11 protein-coding genes and 1 CRISPR repeat array are annotated in these 18,508 nt (G+C 38.0%); of the genes, 2 read left to right on the top strand and 9 right to left on the bottom strand.

Features of this window, described 5'->3' with window-relative positions; genetic code table 11:
* Position 1: 1 nt before the first annotated feature.
* Together I5349_RS00725 and sdaAB are read right to left on the bottom strand one after the other, a co-directional pair.
* Positions 2 to 1,342, bottom strand: coding sequence for a TolC family protein (locus I5349_RS00725; protein ID WP_226388802.1), 1,341 nt, complete (start codon positions 1,340 to 1,342; stop codon positions 2 to 4).
* A gap of 1 nt (position 1,343) precedes the next feature.
* Positions 1,344 to 2,021, bottom strand: coding sequence for an L-serine ammonia-lyase, iron-sulfur-dependent subunit beta (sdaAB, locus tag I5349_RS00720; RefSeq protein ID WP_226388801.1), 678 nt, complete (start codon positions 2,019 to 2,021; stop codon positions 1,344 to 1,346).
* Positions 2,022 to 2,204: 183 nt separating this feature from the next.
* Here sdaAB and I5349_RS00715 point away from each other — a divergent pair, with 183 nt between their 5' ends.
* Entirely contained in the window at positions 2,205 to 3,011 is an 807-nt protein-coding gene (locus I5349_RS00715) for an aminotransferase class IV (RefSeq protein WP_226388800.1), read from the top strand.
* A gap of 584 nt (positions 3,012 to 3,595) precedes the next feature.
* Positions 3,596 to 6,748: direct repeats of the CRISPR family, unit length 46 nt; unit sequence GTTGTGAATTGCTTTCAAAATTGTACATTCATAGATGATTCACAGG.
* A 113-nt stretch (positions 6,749 to 6,861) separates the two neighbouring features.
* Here the strand turns inward: I5349_RS00715 and cas2 are convergent.
* The 7 genes from cas2 to I5349_RS00680 form a co-directional block, all read right to left on the bottom strand.
* Positions 6,862 to 7,209, bottom strand: a complete 348-nt coding sequence (cas2, locus tag I5349_RS00710) for a CRISPR-associated endonuclease Cas2 (protein ID WP_226388799.1) — start codon at positions 7,207 to 7,209, stop codon at positions 6,862 to 6,864.
* On the bottom strand, positions 7,202 to 8,095 hold the full coding sequence (gene cas1, locus I5349_RS00705) for a type II CRISPR-associated endonuclease Cas1 (RefSeq protein ID WP_226388798.1): 894 nt from the start codon (positions 8,093 to 8,095) through the stop codon (positions 7,202 to 7,204). The genes cas2 and cas1 overlap by 8 nt, the downstream gene beginning before the upstream one ends.
* Entirely contained in the window at positions 8,092 to 8,574 is a 483-nt protein-coding gene (locus I5349_RS00700) for a nucleotidyltransferase (protein ID WP_226388797.1), read from the bottom strand. Before I5349_RS00700 ends, cas1 begins: the two co-directional genes overlap by 4 nt.
* Complete coding sequence (gene cas9 / locus I5349_RS00695) at positions 8,571 to 12,659, bottom strand: type II CRISPR RNA-guided endonuclease Cas9 (RefSeq protein WP_226388796.1); 4,089 nt, start codon at positions 12,657 to 12,659, stop codon at positions 8,571 to 8,573. Before cas9 ends, I5349_RS00700 begins: the two co-directional genes overlap by 4 nt.
* A gap of 319 nt (positions 12,660 to 12,978) precedes the next feature.
* Positions 12,979 to 13,551, bottom strand: coding sequence for a DUF2911 domain-containing protein (locus I5349_RS00690; RefSeq protein ID WP_226388795.1), 573 nt, complete (start codon positions 13,549 to 13,551; stop codon positions 12,979 to 12,981).
* A 36-nt stretch (positions 13,552 to 13,587) separates the two neighbouring features.
* Positions 13,588 to 15,246 (bottom strand): amidohydrolase, encoded by a 1,659-nt coding sequence (locus tag I5349_RS00685; RefSeq protein ID WP_226388794.1) that lies wholly within the window; start codon positions 15,244 to 15,246, stop codon positions 13,588 to 13,590.
* A gap of 60 nt (positions 15,247 to 15,306) precedes the next feature.
* Complete coding sequence (locus I5349_RS00680) at positions 15,307 to 17,556, bottom strand: efflux RND transporter permease subunit (RefSeq protein WP_226388793.1); 2,250 nt, start codon at positions 17,554 to 17,556, stop codon at positions 15,307 to 15,309.
* Positions 17,557 to 17,670: 114 nt separating this feature from the next.
* On the opposite strand from I5349_RS00680, the gene I5349_RS00675 reads away from it, so the two are divergent.
* Complete coding sequence (locus I5349_RS00675; protein ID WP_226388792.1) at positions 17,671 to 18,465, top strand: thymidylate synthase; 795 nt, start codon at positions 17,671 to 17,673, stop codon at positions 18,463 to 18,465.
* Positions 18,466 to 18,508: the final 43 nt, after the last annotated feature.

The following is an 18,508-nucleotide window of genomic DNA, read 5'->3' as shown; positions in this document are numbered from 1 at the left end:
ATTAAAGGGTAATTGGGTTTCCTAAATAAAAGTCAAGTATTTTCACTCTGAATATATACTGGTATTTTGATCTACTAAGCTCTACTTGCGCATTGAAAAGGTTGTTCTGCGCCACTTGATAATCCACAAAATTGATATCTCCTATGTCATAGCGCTCCTTGGCCATTCTGAAAGATTCTTCTGTAGAAGCCACTCTCTTTAGAGAAGCTTGGTAAGTCTGCGCAGCTGCTAGGGCATTGCCAAAGACTGTTTCGATTTCCTGTCTCAGAACGTTTCTGGTATCTTGTGCGTTCAGTTTAGCGATTTCTACATTCACTTTAGCACGCTGTACATTCCCTCTTGTTTGCAATCCATTAAAAATTGGAATGCTCAATTGCATGTTGAGGGCAGTTGATTGATTATTTCTCAATTGCTCTTCAAAATTAGCAAGTGCTCTATCTGCATAATTGGTAAACATACTAGCTCCAAAACCTAAAGTAGGAGAATAGCCTCCCCTGGCTGATTTAAGTGCCAATTCAGAACTCACAATAGATAGATCCGCATTTTTAATTTGAGGAAGTGTCTCATTAGCCACATTGTAAACTGCCCTCACACTATTTTCAGGTAAGGCAAACTCCTCTATTTCTAGTTCAGGAATATACAATTCAAAGCTTTGATCAGCTGGCATCTGCATAGTTTGCATCAGTGCTAGCTTATTGAGGCCAAAGGCATTTTCTGCATTGATCACATCTACCTCATTAGTAGCCAACTGCGACTGTAAGTCAAAAAGCTCGCTCATCGGCAAAGAACCCGCCTCAACTAAATACTTTGTTCTGACTAATTGCTCAGAAGTGGTTTCTAGTTGCTTCTTGGCTATTTTTAACTGCTCTTCAGCCAAGATCACATCCAAAAATGCTCTTACTACACTAAGCATTACATTGTTTTCGGTAGCTTCTAAGTTATAGATGCTAGCCTCAAGCGTAGTTTGATTTTGCTTGATGTTATTAACGATCCTACGGCCAGCAAATAAGGTTACATTTGAATTTCCAGACAAGTTGAAGTTGCCGATTCTATTTTCCTCAAAAAGGTTGGTGATCGGGTTGATAGACCTACCAAACCTGAAGCCATACGAACTGTTTACACTCAAGGTAGGTAGAACTTGTCCTTTGGCTTGAAGCACAGCCACCTCATTATTCTTGATTTCATATTCAGCTCGCTGAACATCCAAGTTATTTTTCATGGCAAAGTCTAGACATTCCTCCAATGTCCATACTTTATCATAAGTTTGTTCTTGTGCCTTTGCTGAAAACCCTAAAAGTAAAGCTGCTACAAGGCCTAAAAATACTTTGTTTTTGTACATCATGTTATAAATCAATATCTGGTATATAAATCAATTCGTTTACCCAAGACAATCCTCGCAGATAGTCCAACGATATAGGTCGTAAGCCTGAATCCATCTCAATCACTAAGCAAGCTTGGTCATTTTTCCCTTTTCGAGAGACAGACATGGTGCCAATGTTGACCTCATCATGCGAGATGACATTAGCGATGAAGGCAATACTTCCTTTGACATCCTTGGCAAAAATGATCAAAGTATGTGCTGATGCCGTAAAGTTGGCGGCAAATCCATTGACCTCAGCGATATTTACCAATCCGCCTCCCCTACTTTCACCAATGACTTCTATCTGCTTTTCCCCTGCTTTTATATTAAGCTTCACTGTGTTTGGGTGCATGGTAGAAGCATTGCCTTTGGACTTAAAAGTATAGCTCATATTAGCTGATTTAGCTTCATCTAGAGCCGTTCGGATCCTTTTATCATCTGTCTTGAAGTCCAGTAATCCTGAAATAATCGCACGATCACTCCCGTGTCCCTCATATGTCCTAGCGAAGGAATTGTAAAAGGTAATGACGGCCTCCTCGGGTTGTCCACCGAGTAATCTTCTGGCTACTCTACCGATCCGTACCACTCCTGCTGTATGAGAACTTGAAGGACCGATCATGACTGGACCAATCATATCAAAAACACTACTTTTTTCTGCCATCCCTAATTCTTTTTCAATATTAATGCTAAAAATAAATCACACATTCAATATGTTTACGAAAGGTAGTATAATCGTTTCAAAACTATGAAAAGGATTGAAATAAATTGAAAAAATCAAAGGGTGAGGTTTTCTCAATTCTCAAAAGTGTCCGATTATATTACAATTATTGTCCGAAAACATAGCATGTCATATATCAATATCAATGGTCAACTCATCGCAGAAGAAGCGGCTGCACTCTCCCTCTCCAATAGAGGCTTTCAGTATGCAGATGGCTTATTTGAAACGATGATATTTCAATCTGGTAAAATCCGTTTTTTCGAAGACCACCTAGAACGTCTTCTGGCTGGGATGGAGCGTTTTTACCTGGTCAAAGAAGGACTGCCTAGAAGAGAAACACTGAGGGGGCAGATCCTCTCTGTGGTCAAAGCCAATAAGCTCGAAACTGCTAGAGTCAAACTTTATGTCTGTAGACAAGAAGGGGGACTCTATGCGCCCCAATCTCGACAGTCTAACTGGATGATCTCTGCAACAGCCTTTCAGCCAGCACCTTCGGTCAAGGCAAAAACCGTGATCGCTAAGGCGGTTTATATCAATCCGACAGCCTTATCTCCCTATAAAACAATTAGCGCAGCTGGCTATGTACTTGCGGGTATCGAGCGTACCCAGCGCAAAGCAGATGAAATCATCCTGCTCAATGGTACTGGTCATGTAGTAGAAGCGGGTGCTGCCAATCTTTTTTGGCTAAAAGAAAACGTCATTTATACTCCAGCTATCAGCTGTGGCTGTATCGCAGGTGTCATGCGCAAAAACGTAACCTTACTCCTCAGAGAGCAGGGATATGAAGTCAAAGAAATCATCACTGGTCCAGAGCACATGCTTCAAGCAGACTCAGTCTTTACAACGAATGTATCTGGTATCAGCTTTCTCACTAATATAGAAGGGCATAAAATAGGTATAGCCGAGGAGTTGGCCTTTTTGACTGAGCTGTAAATAACCCATAGTCTTTTCTAAGAGATCCCTCAGGTGAGATTCCTCAAAACTATTCACTCAAGAACTGCCCCTAAGTAACCGCAATCAACAGGTATGTTAAAACCCTAGTTTACCCAATAGTAATCCAAAGCCAAACGGGTCTAATACGGCCAAGATACGGCTAAAATACGGCTATGCTATGGTTATAAAAGCTTATTAAAGCGTTTATAAAGAACTTTCAAAAACAAGATTTTTACCTTCTGATTGGTAGATATTTATTCTTAATTTGAACACTTATAAATTCTTATATTTAATGATTATCTCCCTAGCTAATAATGAAAAAGGAGGGTCTTTCAGCGTGTCCTGATAAATTGAAAAATTTAATCTAGTTTGAATTGCTCCTGTCTGTTGACAGGCAGGTTCATCATTATGCTTTTGCCAATTATTCGTGAACATTACGATAGATTAGGCTTGAACTACCTTTTGGTCTATTTGAAAGAAATTCATGATTTTCATTAATAAAAAACATATTTTAAATAAAGCTATACATTCAAACGAATAAGAGTTTTAGGAAAAAAGAGGTGTATTATGTATTGCTCCTGTCTGTTGACAGGCAGGTTCAAAATTGTACATTCATAGATGATTCACAGGTTTTACGATACCGCCAGCAACATTCCTGCTGTTGTGAATTGCTTTCAAAATTGTACATTCATAGATGATTCACAGGCCAAGCCTTTTAAATATGCTTCGTTTGTCTGTTGTGAATTGCTTTCAAAATTGTACATTCATAGATGATTCACAGGACAGGCATTTTTGAACGAGCTACGCAGATTGTTGTGAATTGCTTTCAAAATTGTACATTCATAGATGATTCACAGGCAAGTGTTTACTGATGATATGCTTATGTTTGTTGTGAATTGCTTTCAAAATTGTACATTCATAGATGATTCACAGGCTTATGTTGCCTTTACAAGTAACAGTTTTTGTTGTGAATTGCTTTCAAAATTGTACATTCATAGATGATTCACAGGGAAATTAATTAGCTAAAGGAAAGGGGGAGAGTTGTGAATTGCTTTCAAAATTGTACATTCATAGATGATTCACAGGCAAGGCTTGCTTTATTTGCTCCCGATATTTGTTGTGAATTGCTTTCAAAATTGTACATTCATAGATGATTCACAGGCCAAGCCTTTTAAATATGCTTCGTTTGTCTGTTGTGAATTGCTTTCAAAATTGTACATTCATAGATGATTCACAGGTATCTAGCTTACCTAACTCTTGCTTGGACTGTTGTGAATTGCTTTCAAAATTGTACATTCATAGATGATTCACAGGTCAAACTCATCAAAGTCTTCCTGCTCATCAGTTGTGAATTGCTTTCAAAATTGTACATTCATAGATGATTCACAGGTGCTACTCAAAAGGTATGGCTTCTACAGCAGTTGTGAATTGCTTTCAAAATTGTACATTCATAGATGATTCACAGGTACATCCGCACTTGGTGACAAAAGCACCTTGTTGTGAATTGCTTTCAAAATTGTACATTCATAGATGATTCACAGGTGTACCCCTCATAGTATGCTAGGGCTTGTAGTTGTGAATTGCTTTCAAAATTGTACATTCATAGATGATTCACAGGGATTAGCTCTACACCCTTGAGGCTTCTCTGTTGTGAATTGCTTTCAAAATTGTACATTCATAGATGATTCACAGGAACAGGAAGTTTTGGATTTATTAATGGAGCGTTGTGAATTGCTTTCAAAATTGTACATTCATAGATGATTCACAGGCGAGCCTGCTCCCATTTTACTTCCCGGTTGGTTGTGAATTGCTTTCAAAATTGTACATTCATAGATGATTCACAGGTCCATAGCTCACTTAATTATGTTTTTTTATGTTGTGAATTGCTTTCAAAATTGTACATTCATAGATGATTCACAGGAAATGGAAGCCTTATTTGGCTTATAAATTAGTTGTGAATTGCTTTCAAAATTGTACATTCATAGATGATTCACAGGACACAGAATTTGGAGCAGATTCTTTCGGAGGTTGTGAATTGCTTTCAAAATTGTACATTCATAGATGATTCACAGGTTTCCTCGTGGTAGCTGATTTCGTACTCAAGTTGTGAATTGCTTTCAAAATTGTACATTCATAGATGATTCACAGGATTAGTCGCTTCGCTGATCTGTAGTAGATTGTTGTGAATTGCTTTCAAAATTGTACATTCATAGATGATTCACAGGAATCAATCCACTAACACCCGCATCTTCCAAGTTGTGAATTGCTTTCAAAATTGTACATTCATAGATGATTCACAGGGCTAGTAGATGCTACTGTAGTTGATCATATGTTGTGAATTGCTTTCAAAATTGTACATTCATAGATGATTCACAGGCCTATTCTCGTGCAAGCGATGTAGTTTTGAGTTGTGAATTGCTTTCAAAATTGTACATTCATAGATGATTCACAGGTCAAACTCATCAAAGTCTTCATGCTCATCAGTTGTGAATTGCTTTCAAAATTGTACATTCATAGATGATTCACAGGGACTAGCTTGAGTTGCTTTTCGGTGAGTTGTTGTGAATTGCTTTCAAAATTGTACATTCATAGATGATTCACAGGTCTGTCTCTTGTATCAGCTTGAGTGGAAGGTTGTGAATTGCTTTCAAAATTGTACATTCATAGATGATTCACAGGAGCACTTGCACCATGCATTTGAAGCGTCTGTTGTGAATTGCTTTCAAAATTGTACATTCATAGATGATTCACAGGAGGCATCCAATCTTCTAACGGAGCTATTTTGTTGTGAATTGCTTTCAAAATTGTACATTCATAGATGATTCACAGGACCACCAGCTTTGAGTCCTCCCTCATAGCAGTTGTGAATTGCTTTCAAAATTGTACATTCATAGATGATTCACAGGGGTGAGCGCATCATCCAGTTAGGTGCTACCGTTGTGAATTGCTTTCAAAATTGTACATTCATAGATGATTCACAGGAAAATGGCATTGATATTAGGTTGTTATCATGTTGTGAATTGCTTTCAAAATTGTACATTCATAGATGATTCACAGGGACTGGCTCGCACGAAATACTGTCACACCGTTGTGAATTGCTTTCAAAATTGTACATTCATAGATGATTCACAGGAGCTTTGATTACTTTGTCTTGTAGTTTCAGTTGTGAATTGCTTTCAAAATTGTACATTCATAGATGATTCACAGGCCTGTATATCAATGGCCAGCTGGTAGGACTGTTGTGAATTGCTTTCAAAATTGTACATTCATAGATGATTCACAGGGGATCTTCAGCGCAGGCCTTCACATGAGCAGTTGTGAATTGCTTTCAAAATTGTACATTCATAGATGATTCACAGGACCAAAACATCAATATGTCCGAAATGCGCGTTGTGAATTGCTTTCAAAATTGTACATTCATAGATGATTCACAGGTTGAGAAGATTAAAGAAGTAGTTGTTGAAAGTTGTGAATTGCTTTCAAAATTGTACATTCATAGATGATTCACAGGCGTAATTGTGATATTCTGCAAATCGGCAAAGTTGTGAATTGCTTTCAAAATTGTACATTCATAGATGATTCACAGGAGCAGAATCAGAGGATATTATCGACTCGTGTTGTGAATTGCTTTCAAAATTGTACATTCATAGATGATTCACAGGTCATGAATATCGGAAAGTATTTATCTTTGGTTGTGAATTGCTTTCAAAATTGTACATTCATAGATGATTCACAGGATACCTTAGCTTAAATCGCTGATATTCTGTGAATTAATCTATGTTTTAGGATTAAAAAATTAATCTCTAAAACAGCTTCAATCGAATGAGATTTTCAAATAATCCATTCCAATTTAAAAAATTTCTAGTTGCTGACTAGGCCTTTCCGTCTCTTGCGCTTTTGTACCAAGAAATATTTCCATCATACCAAATTGCCGATCAGTGATCTGCATAATGCCTACTTTGCCATTTGGCGGTAAATTCTTTTTGGTTCGCTTCATGTGTACATCAGCATTTTCTCTACTGGCACAGAATCTCATATAAATGGAAAATTGAAACATTGCAAAACCATCATCCAAGAGTTTTTTGCGAAAGCCTGAGGCTATCTTCCGATCTTTTTTCGTTTCAGTCGGCAGGTCGAAGAAAACTAGCACCCACATAGATCGGTATTGGTTAAGTCTAGCATATCGGCTTTCATCCATAGTGAGGATAGAGCATCTTGCGACTGATGCCAGCGAAACATTCAAATAGTGCATTAGTAGTGCGACTCACTCCTACAAATAGCGGACTGGTCTTCCCTTCGATCACAACATCTATCGAAGCAACGCTCAAAAGCTCTTTTTTGATCTCAATGGTCAATTCTGAAATATCATCTTGAGAGTCAACCAAACTGCACACTATAAGATCTACATAAGGCCTGTATGGCTCCATGATATCGTCAGCCAAACAGTATGCATTGTACTTATTGCGGTGGAAGATCCCAATGGCTGGTAATAGACCTGAGGCAATCAAAGCCCTAGCAACAATCGCTCGTAAGATGGCATAGCCATAGTTGAGTAAATTATTGGGAGGTGTCCCTTTCTGCCCGCGTGTAAAGTCAAAATCCTCAAATAAATGTTGCCAATAGTAGGCAGCAGCTTGCGCTTCATTATTCCTAGTATCTCCCGATTGGACTGAATTGGCTAAGTGTAGCAGTCGCTGATTTGGCAATCCTCTCTCTGCTAGGAGTGCTGCTTGATTTTGTATTTTGGCTTCTATGGTTTGCTGCCAAAGATTTTTCATCAGTGGCTTGCTTGCATTTAATTGATAGCGAAGTCTTTCATTTAGCTCTGTATGCCCATCTAGTGGCAAAAGCAAGCTGACTGGGAGGTGTTGTGCATTACATGAGATGACTGCAGCTTTGTTGGCTACTAATTTTTCGAGTAATGCATTGGTGATGGTGATTTGCTGATGCTCCATGATCACCATGCCGATATCCTCTATAGGCACCCTTTTCTCTGCCTGTCCATCAGAATAGTTGACTACCAGTTGCTCATTTTTAGTGCTTAGATAGGCTGGTGTAGCAAAAAAGAGGGTTCGCTTGATCATGATTTCTTCTTTTCTTTCAGTCTTTGTATCTGTTCGAGTTCCTCTAAGTCGAGCAAGTCTTTGGTTCTACCTGACAGCCTTTTGTTTTTGATCAGGTCTCGGTATTGAATCAGTCGAAGGCTTAGTCCATCTATAGTGATCTCTATACTTTGCTCATAGGCAGATTGAAATACTAAACCAGTAATCTGTGTCATGAACTCTACTTGAAAGGGTCGCTCCAGGACACTAAAAAGTTGTACTTGCTCAAAATCCCATAAACTGATCTCTGCAAGTCCTGCTTCTTCAAAACCCAGCGCTCTTAGTGCTTTGATTAAGTTTAACTTGTTCTCATTGTTTGGAGCCAGCCAAAGATCCATGTCACCTGTCATTCGGTGGTAACCATAATAATTCACCGCATAACCTCCAATGAGGATGAATTTGACCTGACATCTATTTAAAGCTTCCAATACCTCCCGATGAGGGGCTAAAAAGATATTCATTCTTTCTTAGGCTTAGTATTGATGCGCTTATCCAACTTATCTAAAGAAGGCTCATTGGATAGTCCAAAGCCCATCATATTCAACCTTTTCAACTCTTCTAATCTACTTTCTGGCGTTTGATTAGCTGCGTACTCCCTTTGGGCATCTTCCATCGCGATGTGAGAAGTATGCCTATTGATGCTTTTTAAAGTGTAGGGTGCTTGGGGTTCTTGAACATTTATCGATTGATCATTAACCTGATCAGATAATTTCACAAGCTGACCTATATTATTTACTCTTACCTTAATTGGATTCTTGTTAAGAAATGATCCTATACTTTTAAATCTAAAAAATCTCAAACTTTCCTTAGCTCCCTCTATTTTTTTTAGTTCAGAGTTTTTCGTCTCTAAATGATGTCTAAACCAATAATCATTTTGTCCTATACTCCATACCAAATATAAATATTTACTAATGAAGCCGTAATCATTATTACTGAGTGCATTCTCAAATTCTTCATTACTAATACCTAAGACAAACATTTCATTTTGCTGTAGACTATGAACTAGTTTAAGGTTATCTAACGGCAATTTAGATAAGAAGCTTTGGGGTAATTCTTTCTTAAGTAATTCATTCCATATTTCATGTGTACTAGAAATAATATAAGGAACTCCATATTTTTTTCTTTCTACAGCATGCCAAAAAGTAGATAGATGCTCAATAAACTTACCTTCAGTATCTTTATATATAGCTATATGATGATTATTTCCAGTTTTTGAAAAACCAATCTCTTTCCCATTTTCATCCTTTTTAACGGCTTCAATTGCAGTTAGACCTGTTCTTAGCCTAACACTAAGAATAGGAATTTGCTTATCCTCGTTAAACCAAACTGTTTCTTTAAAGGCTTCTTTCTCATTACCATTGTATTTATCTAAACGATTTTGAATTCTTTCTTTAACCACTCTATCAATTATAAATTCAACATCTTTCTTCTTTAGATCTTGAACTCTATACTTTAGTACAACCTCCTCTTTGAAGCAATGAGCCTTTTCTAACAACTTAGTCTTCTTGTCATCAAGATAAATTGGGTTCTTTTTTAAGGAGTTTAATGCTTTTTTAAAATCATTATCAAATCTTACTAACCTATCTTTTACAAGACCTTTAACAACTCCATCAACTATTGAATCACTATTCTCAACTAAAAATTTAATAGGCTTATCCTTTTCAAGTTGCTTTATTTTACCATAAACAAATTGCTCATGCAATGATCCTCTGGGTGTTATAACACCTTTACCCTTATTCTCCCCTAGTGCCTTGAATCTACTTATTGTAGCTACTCTTTTACCAGCTTTAAAAGATACTAGGATTTTATCAGCCTCTCTCATGACATATTGTGTAGTAAAACTATTTGGTCTTTGACTAATTAGATATTGATCAAGCTCAGTCAACTTATTTTGTCTTCCTGAAATTAAAGTGTTTGTCTCGAATAAGATCTTTTCATTATACCTCTCACCCTGCTCTTGTTTTGAAGCTTCAATAATTCTTCTCATCTCATCCTTTGTGTCATCAGCATTCAAAGTATTTATCCGTTGTATAAAACCTTGACGAGTACAAGCAACAACCAAAGCATCAATTGCATGATGTCTGTGATCATCCCTTTTATCCCAATTCTTAATAACCTCTTTTTTATGTTTGTTTTTCCCATGATTGCTTGTCCACTCTTTCCACTCAACTTGGTTAAGCTCTCTATATTTTGGTAATTGCAGATTCATTAGTACATCATCCCATCCCCAGAGATCGCGCAACTTAGCCGTTATAGATCCATCAGTTGTCGAAACATTTCTGCATATCTGTTTCAATATTTCACTTGCTTTTCGAGAAATGTATGCCGTTTCTCTAAGACTCCTGTTTATAAAATTCTCCCATAATCTTTTATCACTTTCAGTTTCTTTATTCGCCTTTTTCCTTTCCAGATATTCTTTGTGAGATACTTTTAATCTCAACATCTTCCCATAAGAGATAATGTTCCTCTTGTACCAATCATCCACTCTATTTAAATAACTGCTCAATTCAACCTCACCCTTTGAAGCTATATAGTCGTAGGCAGTTCTATTCGTCTTATTCTTATTACACTCACTATGAACTAATACTTTATTCAACTGAGAGTCATCAAATAATAACGCTTTTGGTACGATGTGATCTATGTCAAAATTAGCTCCAGATAATGCCTCTGAAATATTGAAATTCTGTCCACAGTAAATACATTGAGTATTTACTTGAGCATCTGAATATTTCTTTTCACGAATGGGGAAGATAAATTTATACTTTTGAATATACTTTTTTGTGGCTGGTATACCCAATTCATATAATCTTTTAGAAATCTCCTCATGAAGACGCTTATTTATTGTATTTTGTCGATCACTATCATTTCTTTCATCTTTACTTTGTTTTAATTCACGAGCTAATTCTACTCTAATCGAATCAGGCTTTCCATATTCATCAATGGCCGAATTAACCAAATTAATCATTTGATTTAATACCTTTTCAACTACTGGCTGACGCAATCCGCTTTTAGGAATCAACTCAAGTTTTTCCTTTAAATTTCGAACATCATTTTCTTGTTTTGTCAAACTATCTGAGTGATTATACCCAGCTAAACTACAAGCATCTGCATAATTAAACCCTTGCATAAGATAAGGTAGAATTTTCCTTATCGCTTTATGACTTTTATTAGCGAAAGCATATTTATTAAAATCCAATCTTGAGAGATTAGCAGCTATATCTCTCTCTAAGTTAAATTTTTTAATAAGTGCATTTTCACATTCATCAGGGTTTTTTATAGAATATATCGTATGCCAAAGTCTATATAGAGGCTCATTTTGAATTGAATTCTCCAAAATAAATGCATCTCTCTCCTCGATCACTTCTCCAGTACTTTTATCAATCAGATAAGCTTGTGCTTCTTGTGAAATCACTCTTACTTCAAATTTCAACAAAGGACTATCATCATTTAAATATTTTTTTATCTCTGAAAGGGTGATATTTCCCTGTATTCCCTTTAGGATTTGTTTATTTACATAAACGTCAGACTTTTTAAGTTCTAAAATATCAAGTAAACTATCAAAACTTAGAATCTCATTATTAAATAAGTATTCTGCAATTCTTTCCTTTTGATCTAATGAAGGGATAAATTCTGACCATTTATATTTTGATCCATCAGGGTTCTTAACTTTTAAATTAATATTATTTGTACTCTCCCAAATCTTACATAGTTGATTTAAAGGAGATGATTTAGGAGCAACTCTTGAACCAACAGTAACTGTTTTATCTTTTCCATTCTTCTTGATAATTCTCTCAAAACCTTCGAATTCACAAATACTAACTAATCCCTTTTGAGATTTTAGAGGTCTTTGATAAAAGATAACTTCGTCTTTGATTTTACTAATTACTTCATCTGTTAAAAATTTATGTTTCTCCTTCTGAACATTAATAATTTTCTCAAATTCTTCGATATAAGCCTCTCTGGGAAATACCTTGTCCTTTTTTCGAAAATATGTATCCGTTTTTAAAGCAACATTAATTTCATCTGAAACATAATTACCGAATGTTTTATTATTCTCCCTCAATAAAACATGTCTACTTTTAACCTCCTCAACATAATCAGTATTCTTTTTATCCATATTAGATTCACTTCTAGCAGATTTATATCCCCTCTTTTGATTGATATGGTATAGAATTCTACCTAGCTGTTTTGGAGTAATTTCTTTATTGGGATTAGTAGCATCACTTCTAAGCTGCCACAGTTCAGACTTAGGAAGCTTCATTAGGTCTTCTGTTGGCTCTATATTTAAATTGGATAAAATCCTTCTCAACTTATGCTTTCGAATCTGTCTTCTATCGTATCCTTTTCTTTGAGTCCTTGCTAATGTCCTTTTTTGATTTTTAGATATACTATTACCTTTAATAAACTCATCTCTTTCCTCTGAATTTAAAGGTACAATCCTTGATCCCATGGCTACAATTTTAACTGGTATATTGTCCTCAGTTGCCTCAACCAGTGCCCAACCAATACTATTTGTCCCTAAATCCAATCCTAAAATCTTTTTCATTTGCACGATATTTAAAAATATCACTATATTTGAATTACAATTTTGAAAGCATTTCACAATAAGGATTATTTTCCGTTGCGAAAAGCATTTAGCGCCTCGACTATCTTCGGGGCATTTTTATTTCAATATTCTCAATTGAAATTATTATTCCTAATTTTTTAGCATAATAAGTGACATTTGTAAATGTTTAAGTGACATAAATTGACATACTTACCACTATTGTTTTGTCTATAGATTAGATAAGGAAATAAAAATCTATTCACCTTACCTCATAAAAAAACCCGCCAGAAGCGGGTTTTAAATTTCTAGAGAATGTCTCTTATTTGATTGAGATCGGAAGTTTGAGTTTGTCCCATCTGAGTTCTAAACCTGTCTCTGTAATGGTAAAAGAGAGATTTTCTTCTACTTCATCTACAAACTCAGGCATCACCTCTACTCTCAAGACGTCATTTTCAGCATTGTACTGATAGGCACCATGCTCTAGGTCCCACTCAGAGTTGAAGATCACTGTCCAAGCACCTTCTGCTCTTGGGATGGTAAATAGTGAATAATGACCCGCTCTCAAAGCTTGACCTTCGATCATCACATCTTGGTCGAACTTCACATTTGTTGCCTCATTGGCACCTGTTCTCCATACTTCATCATAAGGCTCCAATTCACCCCAGATCACTCTGCCTCTCACAGCAGGTGAACCATACTGGATGGCTACATTGACATTGCCTATTTTACCATCTTTTTTGACCAAAGGGCTGATTCGCTGCTCAGGCTCTTCCGAACTCATGGCTGTAGAATCTACCGTACTTTCAGCCTCTGTAGAAGAAGATCCTCCACAAGCTGACATGCCCATCAAAAGTGCTAATAGGGCTATGGTATTCATTAAATTCTTTTTCATTGTTACCGTTGGTTTGATCAATTGCGATGTAATTTACTAATGATTTTCGACTATTGGATTACCTGCTAGGTAAACTTTTTTGACTTGAAGGTTTTTCAACTCGACAGCTGGCAGAGACCAAGGCGCTTGATCCAAGATCACCAAATCTGCCTGATAACCCACAGCTATCTTGCCTACTTGATCTTCCATAAAACTAGCTTTGGCTGGCACAGTAGTCATGGCTTCAAGTGCCTCTGTTAATGTAAAAGCTTGCTCAGGATACCAACCTCCCGTAGGTGTCTCGTCTAGGCGCATCCTAGTCACCCCAAAATATAGCGTCTCTATAGGCGTCCATGGTTCTCCTGGCAAATCACTGTTTAAAATAACGGGGACATTAGCATTTAACATATTGCGCCAAGCATAAGCGTGCTGGATGCGTTCCGCTCCAAGTCTGTCCTCTGCCCAAGGACTATCTCCTACTGCGTGGCTACTCTGCATACTGACGTAATATTGACCTTTAGCTGCTTTTTGATAAAAATCAGGTCTTACGATTTGAGCATGTTCTAGCCTCCATCTGTGATTAGGAGCATCTTCTCCTAGCACCTGCTCGTAGAGTATTAAGATGCGATCGTTTCCAGCATCACCTATTGTATGCACCGCCATTTGAAAGCCTTTCTCAGCTGCTTGAACAGCTAGTTTTTGAATGTCCGCAATAGCTATCCGCTCCGTCATCTTGGCTGCACGAGGATTATCACTATAAGGCGCAAAGAGTAAGGCCGTACGAGAGCCTAGAGAACCATCATAAAATACTTTGATTCCTTTGACATGAAACATTCGATCACTACCTACACGAGGGCCTTTGGCAAACCATTCTTCCATCAGGGTTTGGTTATTACCATCAAGCATACCAAAAACTCTTATCGGAAGTAATCCCGCTTCGTCTAGCTCTAGGTAAGCTTGTACTACTTGAGGGTTCATCCCTGCCTCATGTACCATCGTGACTCCAGCAGCTTTCATCTTATGAAGACCTGCTAGAATGGCTTCTTTGGTTTGTTCTAGTGATTCTACAGGGATATGCTGATTGACCATCTGCTGTGCAAGTGTCTCCATCACTCCTGTAGGACTGCCATCTGCTCTCCTGATGATACGACCTACCTCTGGATCTTTGGTATCGGCATTGATGCCTGCTATTTCTAAGGCTTTAGCATTGTAAAAACCTGCAAAACCATGTAATGACTGAAGCCTGACAGGATTATCTGGAAATGCTTCATCAAGTAATTGTCTATCAGGGTAGCCCTTTCCCGCCCATTTTCCTTCATCCCAGCCTTGCCCGATGAGCCACTCTCCTGGTGTTGGATTGGGGAAAAATGCCTGCATTCTAGCTACCATTTCTGCGACTGTCTCAGCGCCTACTAAGTTGGCCTTGAGTGCTTGCTGACCAAACTCATGGATATGTGCATGACTATCTATAAAGCCTGGTAAAATCGCCTGACCTGTATGATCGATGATTGTAGCTGCTGGATAAGTCTCTGCTAAATTCTTTTCAATGGCTATTATCTTGCCTGATTGGATGGCGATATCTAGCTGCTGAGGTGCTAGGTCCGCACCTTGCCAAATTTCAGCATTGGCCAAAATAGTGACTGGAGGCTGCTGAGGGCTTGGCTGACAAGCAACTATCAGTAGCGCTAAGCAAGCGAGCATTACAATATTCTTCATGTTTAGAGGTTGATTTTTTAAAGAAATAAAGATAAAAGAATTAGTGGCTAAAAAAGCTCCTTATGATTTCCTTTTACTCGAGATTAGTAATAGTGGCAAGACAAAAAGGTCTGCCAGCAAAGCAAAAATCAAAGCTCCTGTCACCAAAACTCCCGTGTAAAAAGTAACGCCAAACTGTGAAAAAATAAGTACACCAAAGCCAAGTCCAAGCATAAGTGTAGTCAGCACCATTGACTTGCCCGTACTAATGAATACACTTCTTAGCACCCATATCATAGACTTTTTTCTCCCTCTCTCCTGCTTCACTTTGGCCATAAAGTGTATCGTATCATCCACTGCTATCCCAAAGGCTATAGTGAAAATAATGGAAGTAGATAGCTTGAGGTCAATATTGAAGATACCCATGACCATTGCAGTCAGTAGTAGCGGAATGATATTGGGAACTAAGCTGATCAAAGCAAACTTGACAGATCTGAAAAGTAAGCCCATCAATACTCCTATGACTAAAAAAGCATATCCTAAACCTTCAAATACACTAAAGCTTAGTTGGTTGTGACTGATGTCGATCAGATGAGAGGTTCCAGTAAGTCTTACTTGAAGTAGATCTGGGTTTATTTCCTCTTGGATGAATTGCTTTAAGTCAGCATACTTTTCTCCACCTAACTTGCTGCCTATATCTGGCATTCTACCACTGATACGACCGATCTGATCACCGGAAGCGGTTAGTTTGAGTGACCTGATCTCACGATTGCCTTTGATCAAGTCGAGTAGCTGATTAATCTCAGCTTGAGAATCAGGAAGGCTATTTTCTCTATTGATATATTTATTGGCTAGTTTGATTGCTTGAAGTGGGCTATTGAGATGGGCGGCTCCATATTCACTCAATATATACTTTTCTAGCTTAGCCATCTCTTTAAGTACCGGAAGGTCATAGAGTCCTTTAGCACTTTCGCCTTTTTCTAGATAAAATTCTACTGGCTTGCTTCCTCCAAATCGCTCATCAAAAAATGTGAAATCTTCTACCAAATCATCACCCTCGGGTAGATCATCTATAATATATCCATCGATATCTATCCGCGATGCACTCCAAATCGAAAGTACTATCAAAAGGCTGGTGATGAACATAATCGCTTTTTTCTTCCTCAAAACTATGATCATTAGGCTTTGCATCATCTGCCTCCAGCGCGAGTCCGTCTGTTGTGAAGTACTCAACTGTGGTATAGGCATCAGCCATAAGATTAGTGGTAAAACCATGATGATAATACCGAAACTTAGCAAAACACCTATGCCTGTAAAAACACCAAAATCTCTAATGATTGCTACATCTGAAAACCATAAAACACCAAAACCTATAGCGGTGGTCAGGCAAGTGAGAAAGGTAGCCCATCCCACTTCTTTGATCATTCTGCTAATGGCACTAAGTTTATCTCTGCCCGCTCGCAACTCAAAAAGATACTTGTTCATCAAGTGGATAATCGCGGACATCCCAACGATCAGCAAGATGGTAGGAAGCATCACCGAAAGCACATCGAGTGCTTTGCCTGCCAACGTCATCCATGATATGGTCCAAAAAATTGCTAACAGTAGTAATACAAAAGGCAATAAAACTGCCCACCAAGTTCGGTAGGTAACCGCCAACATCAACAAGATCAGAACTGCTGATATGCTTAAAAATAAAGCAAACTCACTTTGAAGCTTTGATACAAATACACCTTGTGCTTTGGCTTTTCCTGCTAATACATAATCTGAGACCTCTTGCTCGGCTAGCTTCTCCTTGATGGCTGCATAGAGTTGGTCCCCATCTTCTTTGCTGATGCGATCTTCATGTTTGATCAAAATATTGAGGTATGAGGCGGACTCATCTATCAGATTGCCTACCAATCTCTCCTGCTGCATGATCCTCGCACTATCTCGACTAAGATCCTCACTATCTGCACGCAAAACTGCTACAGGAATAACACCCATGGGTGCCTTTCGAGGCTCTTTGAGCGAGAGCAAACTAACAGTCTGCTCTACTGAGGTGATGGATTGAAGAGATGTTTCAACTGATTTAACTTGATCCAAAAAATCTTTCTCAAAAACTCCCTTCGCTCGATGTATGGCCAAAAGCAAGTAATCATTGTCATTACCAAAGGTCTCTCGGTACTTTTGGTAAAAGACTAACTCCTCATCTTCTAGGGGAAAGAATCGCTCAAAGTCATAATCAAAAAGCGGTGTCCTCCAAGTCAAGGCGAAAAATAAAGTGATCAACAATACCACTCCCGCACTGATATAAAAATAGATGGGTTTGATCACTGATGACTGCTGCATAGTTATTTAAGCCATTACTAAGTAAAATGTTCTATCAAGGGGTAAATTTCGCTAAAGTCCAATTGGCTATTCCAGTATTTTTGAATAATTTCAACACTTTAAATAGCCACCATTATGCAACAATATCATCAGCTACTACAGCATATCTTAGATCATGGCACCCGCAAAGAAGACCGAACTGGTACAGGTACTTTAAGTGTATTTGGCTATCAGATGCGATTTGATTTGAGTAAAGGTTTTCCTTTAGTGACAACCAAAAAAGTACACTTAAAATCTATCATCTATGAATTGTTGTGGTTTTTGAGAGGAGACTCTAATATCCAATACCTCAAAGAAAACGGGGTCTCTATCTGGGATGAATGGGCAGATGAAAATGGTGACCTAGGTCCCGTATATGGCCATCAATGGAGACACTGGCCTGATGGCAAAGGTGGAGAGATCGATCAGATCAAGCAGATCATTCACCAGATCAAAACCAATCCAGACTCTCGTAGGATCATGGTCAGTGCTTGGAATGTAGCCGAAGTAGGTCAAATGGCACTCCCACCATGTCACTCTCTTTTTCAATTTTATGTAGCAGATGGAAGGCTATCTTGTCAGCTCTATCAGCGCAGTGCTGACGTGTTTTTGGGCGTGCCTTTCAATATCGCTTCTTATGCACTACTCACGATGATGGTGGCTCAAGTATGTGGACTAAAAGTGGGGGATTTTGTCCATACTTTTGGAGATACACATCTTTATACCAATCACCTCGAGCAGGCTAAACTTCAACTATCACGAGATATTCGTCCGCTACCACAAATGAAACTCAACCCTGCAGTTAAAGATCTTTTCGAATTTACCTTTGAAGATTTTGAGCTAGTGGGGTATGATCCTCATCCACACATCAAAGCAGCAGTAGCAGTATAAAAAAAGAGGTTGATCTATATGAACAACCTCTCTTCTTATCACT

Source organism: Penaeicola halotolerans, assembly GCF_016464625.1.
GTDB classification, from domain to species: Bacteria; Bacteroidota; Bacteroidia; order Cytophagales; family Cyclobacteriaceae; genus Penaeicola; species Penaeicola halotolerans.
This window is presented reverse-complemented; position numbering and strand designations above follow the sequence as displayed.

Excerpts from the sequence above, each read along its gene's own strand:
- I5349_RS00675 (WP_226388792.1), top strand. The coding sequence starts at position 17,671 with ATGCAACAATATCATCAGCTACTACAGCATATCTTAGATCATGGCACC.
- I5349_RS00685 (WP_226388794.1), bottom strand. The coding sequence starts at position 15,246 with ATGAAGAATATTGTAATGCTCGCTTGCTTAGCGCTACTGATAGTTGCT.
- sdaAB (WP_226388801.1), bottom strand. The coding sequence starts at position 2,021 with ATGGCAGAAAAAAGTAGTGTTTTTGATATGATTGGTCCAGTCATGATC.
- I5349_RS00690 (WP_226388795.1), bottom strand. The coding sequence starts at position 13,551 with ATGAAAAAGAATTTAATGAATACCATAGCCCTATTAGCACTTTTGATG.
- cas2 (WP_226388799.1), bottom strand. The coding sequence starts at position 7,209 with ATGGATGAAAGCCGATATGCTAGACTTAACCAATACCGATCTATGTGG.
- I5349_RS00680 (WP_226388793.1), bottom strand. The coding sequence starts at position 17,556 with ATGCAGCAGTCATCAGTGATCAAACCCATCTATTTTTATATCAGTGCG.
- I5349_RS00700 (WP_226388797.1), bottom strand. The coding sequence starts at position 8,574 with ATGAATATCTTTTTAGCCCCTCATCGGGAGGTATTGGAAGCTTTAAAT.
- cas9 (WP_226388796.1), bottom strand. The coding sequence starts at position 12,659 with ATGAAAAAGATTTTAGGATTGGATTTAGGGACAAATAGTATTGGTTGG.
- I5349_RS00725 (WP_226388802.1), bottom strand. The coding sequence starts at position 1,342 with ATGATGTACAAAAACAAAGTATTTTTAGGCCTTGTAGCAGCTTTACTT.
- I5349_RS00715 (WP_226388800.1), top strand. The coding sequence starts at position 2,205 with ATGTCATATATCAATATCAATGGTCAACTCATCGCAGAAGAAGCGGCT.
- cas1 (WP_226388798.1), bottom strand. The coding sequence starts at position 8,095 with ATGATCAAGCGAACCCTCTTTTTTGCTACACCAGCCTATCTAAGCACT.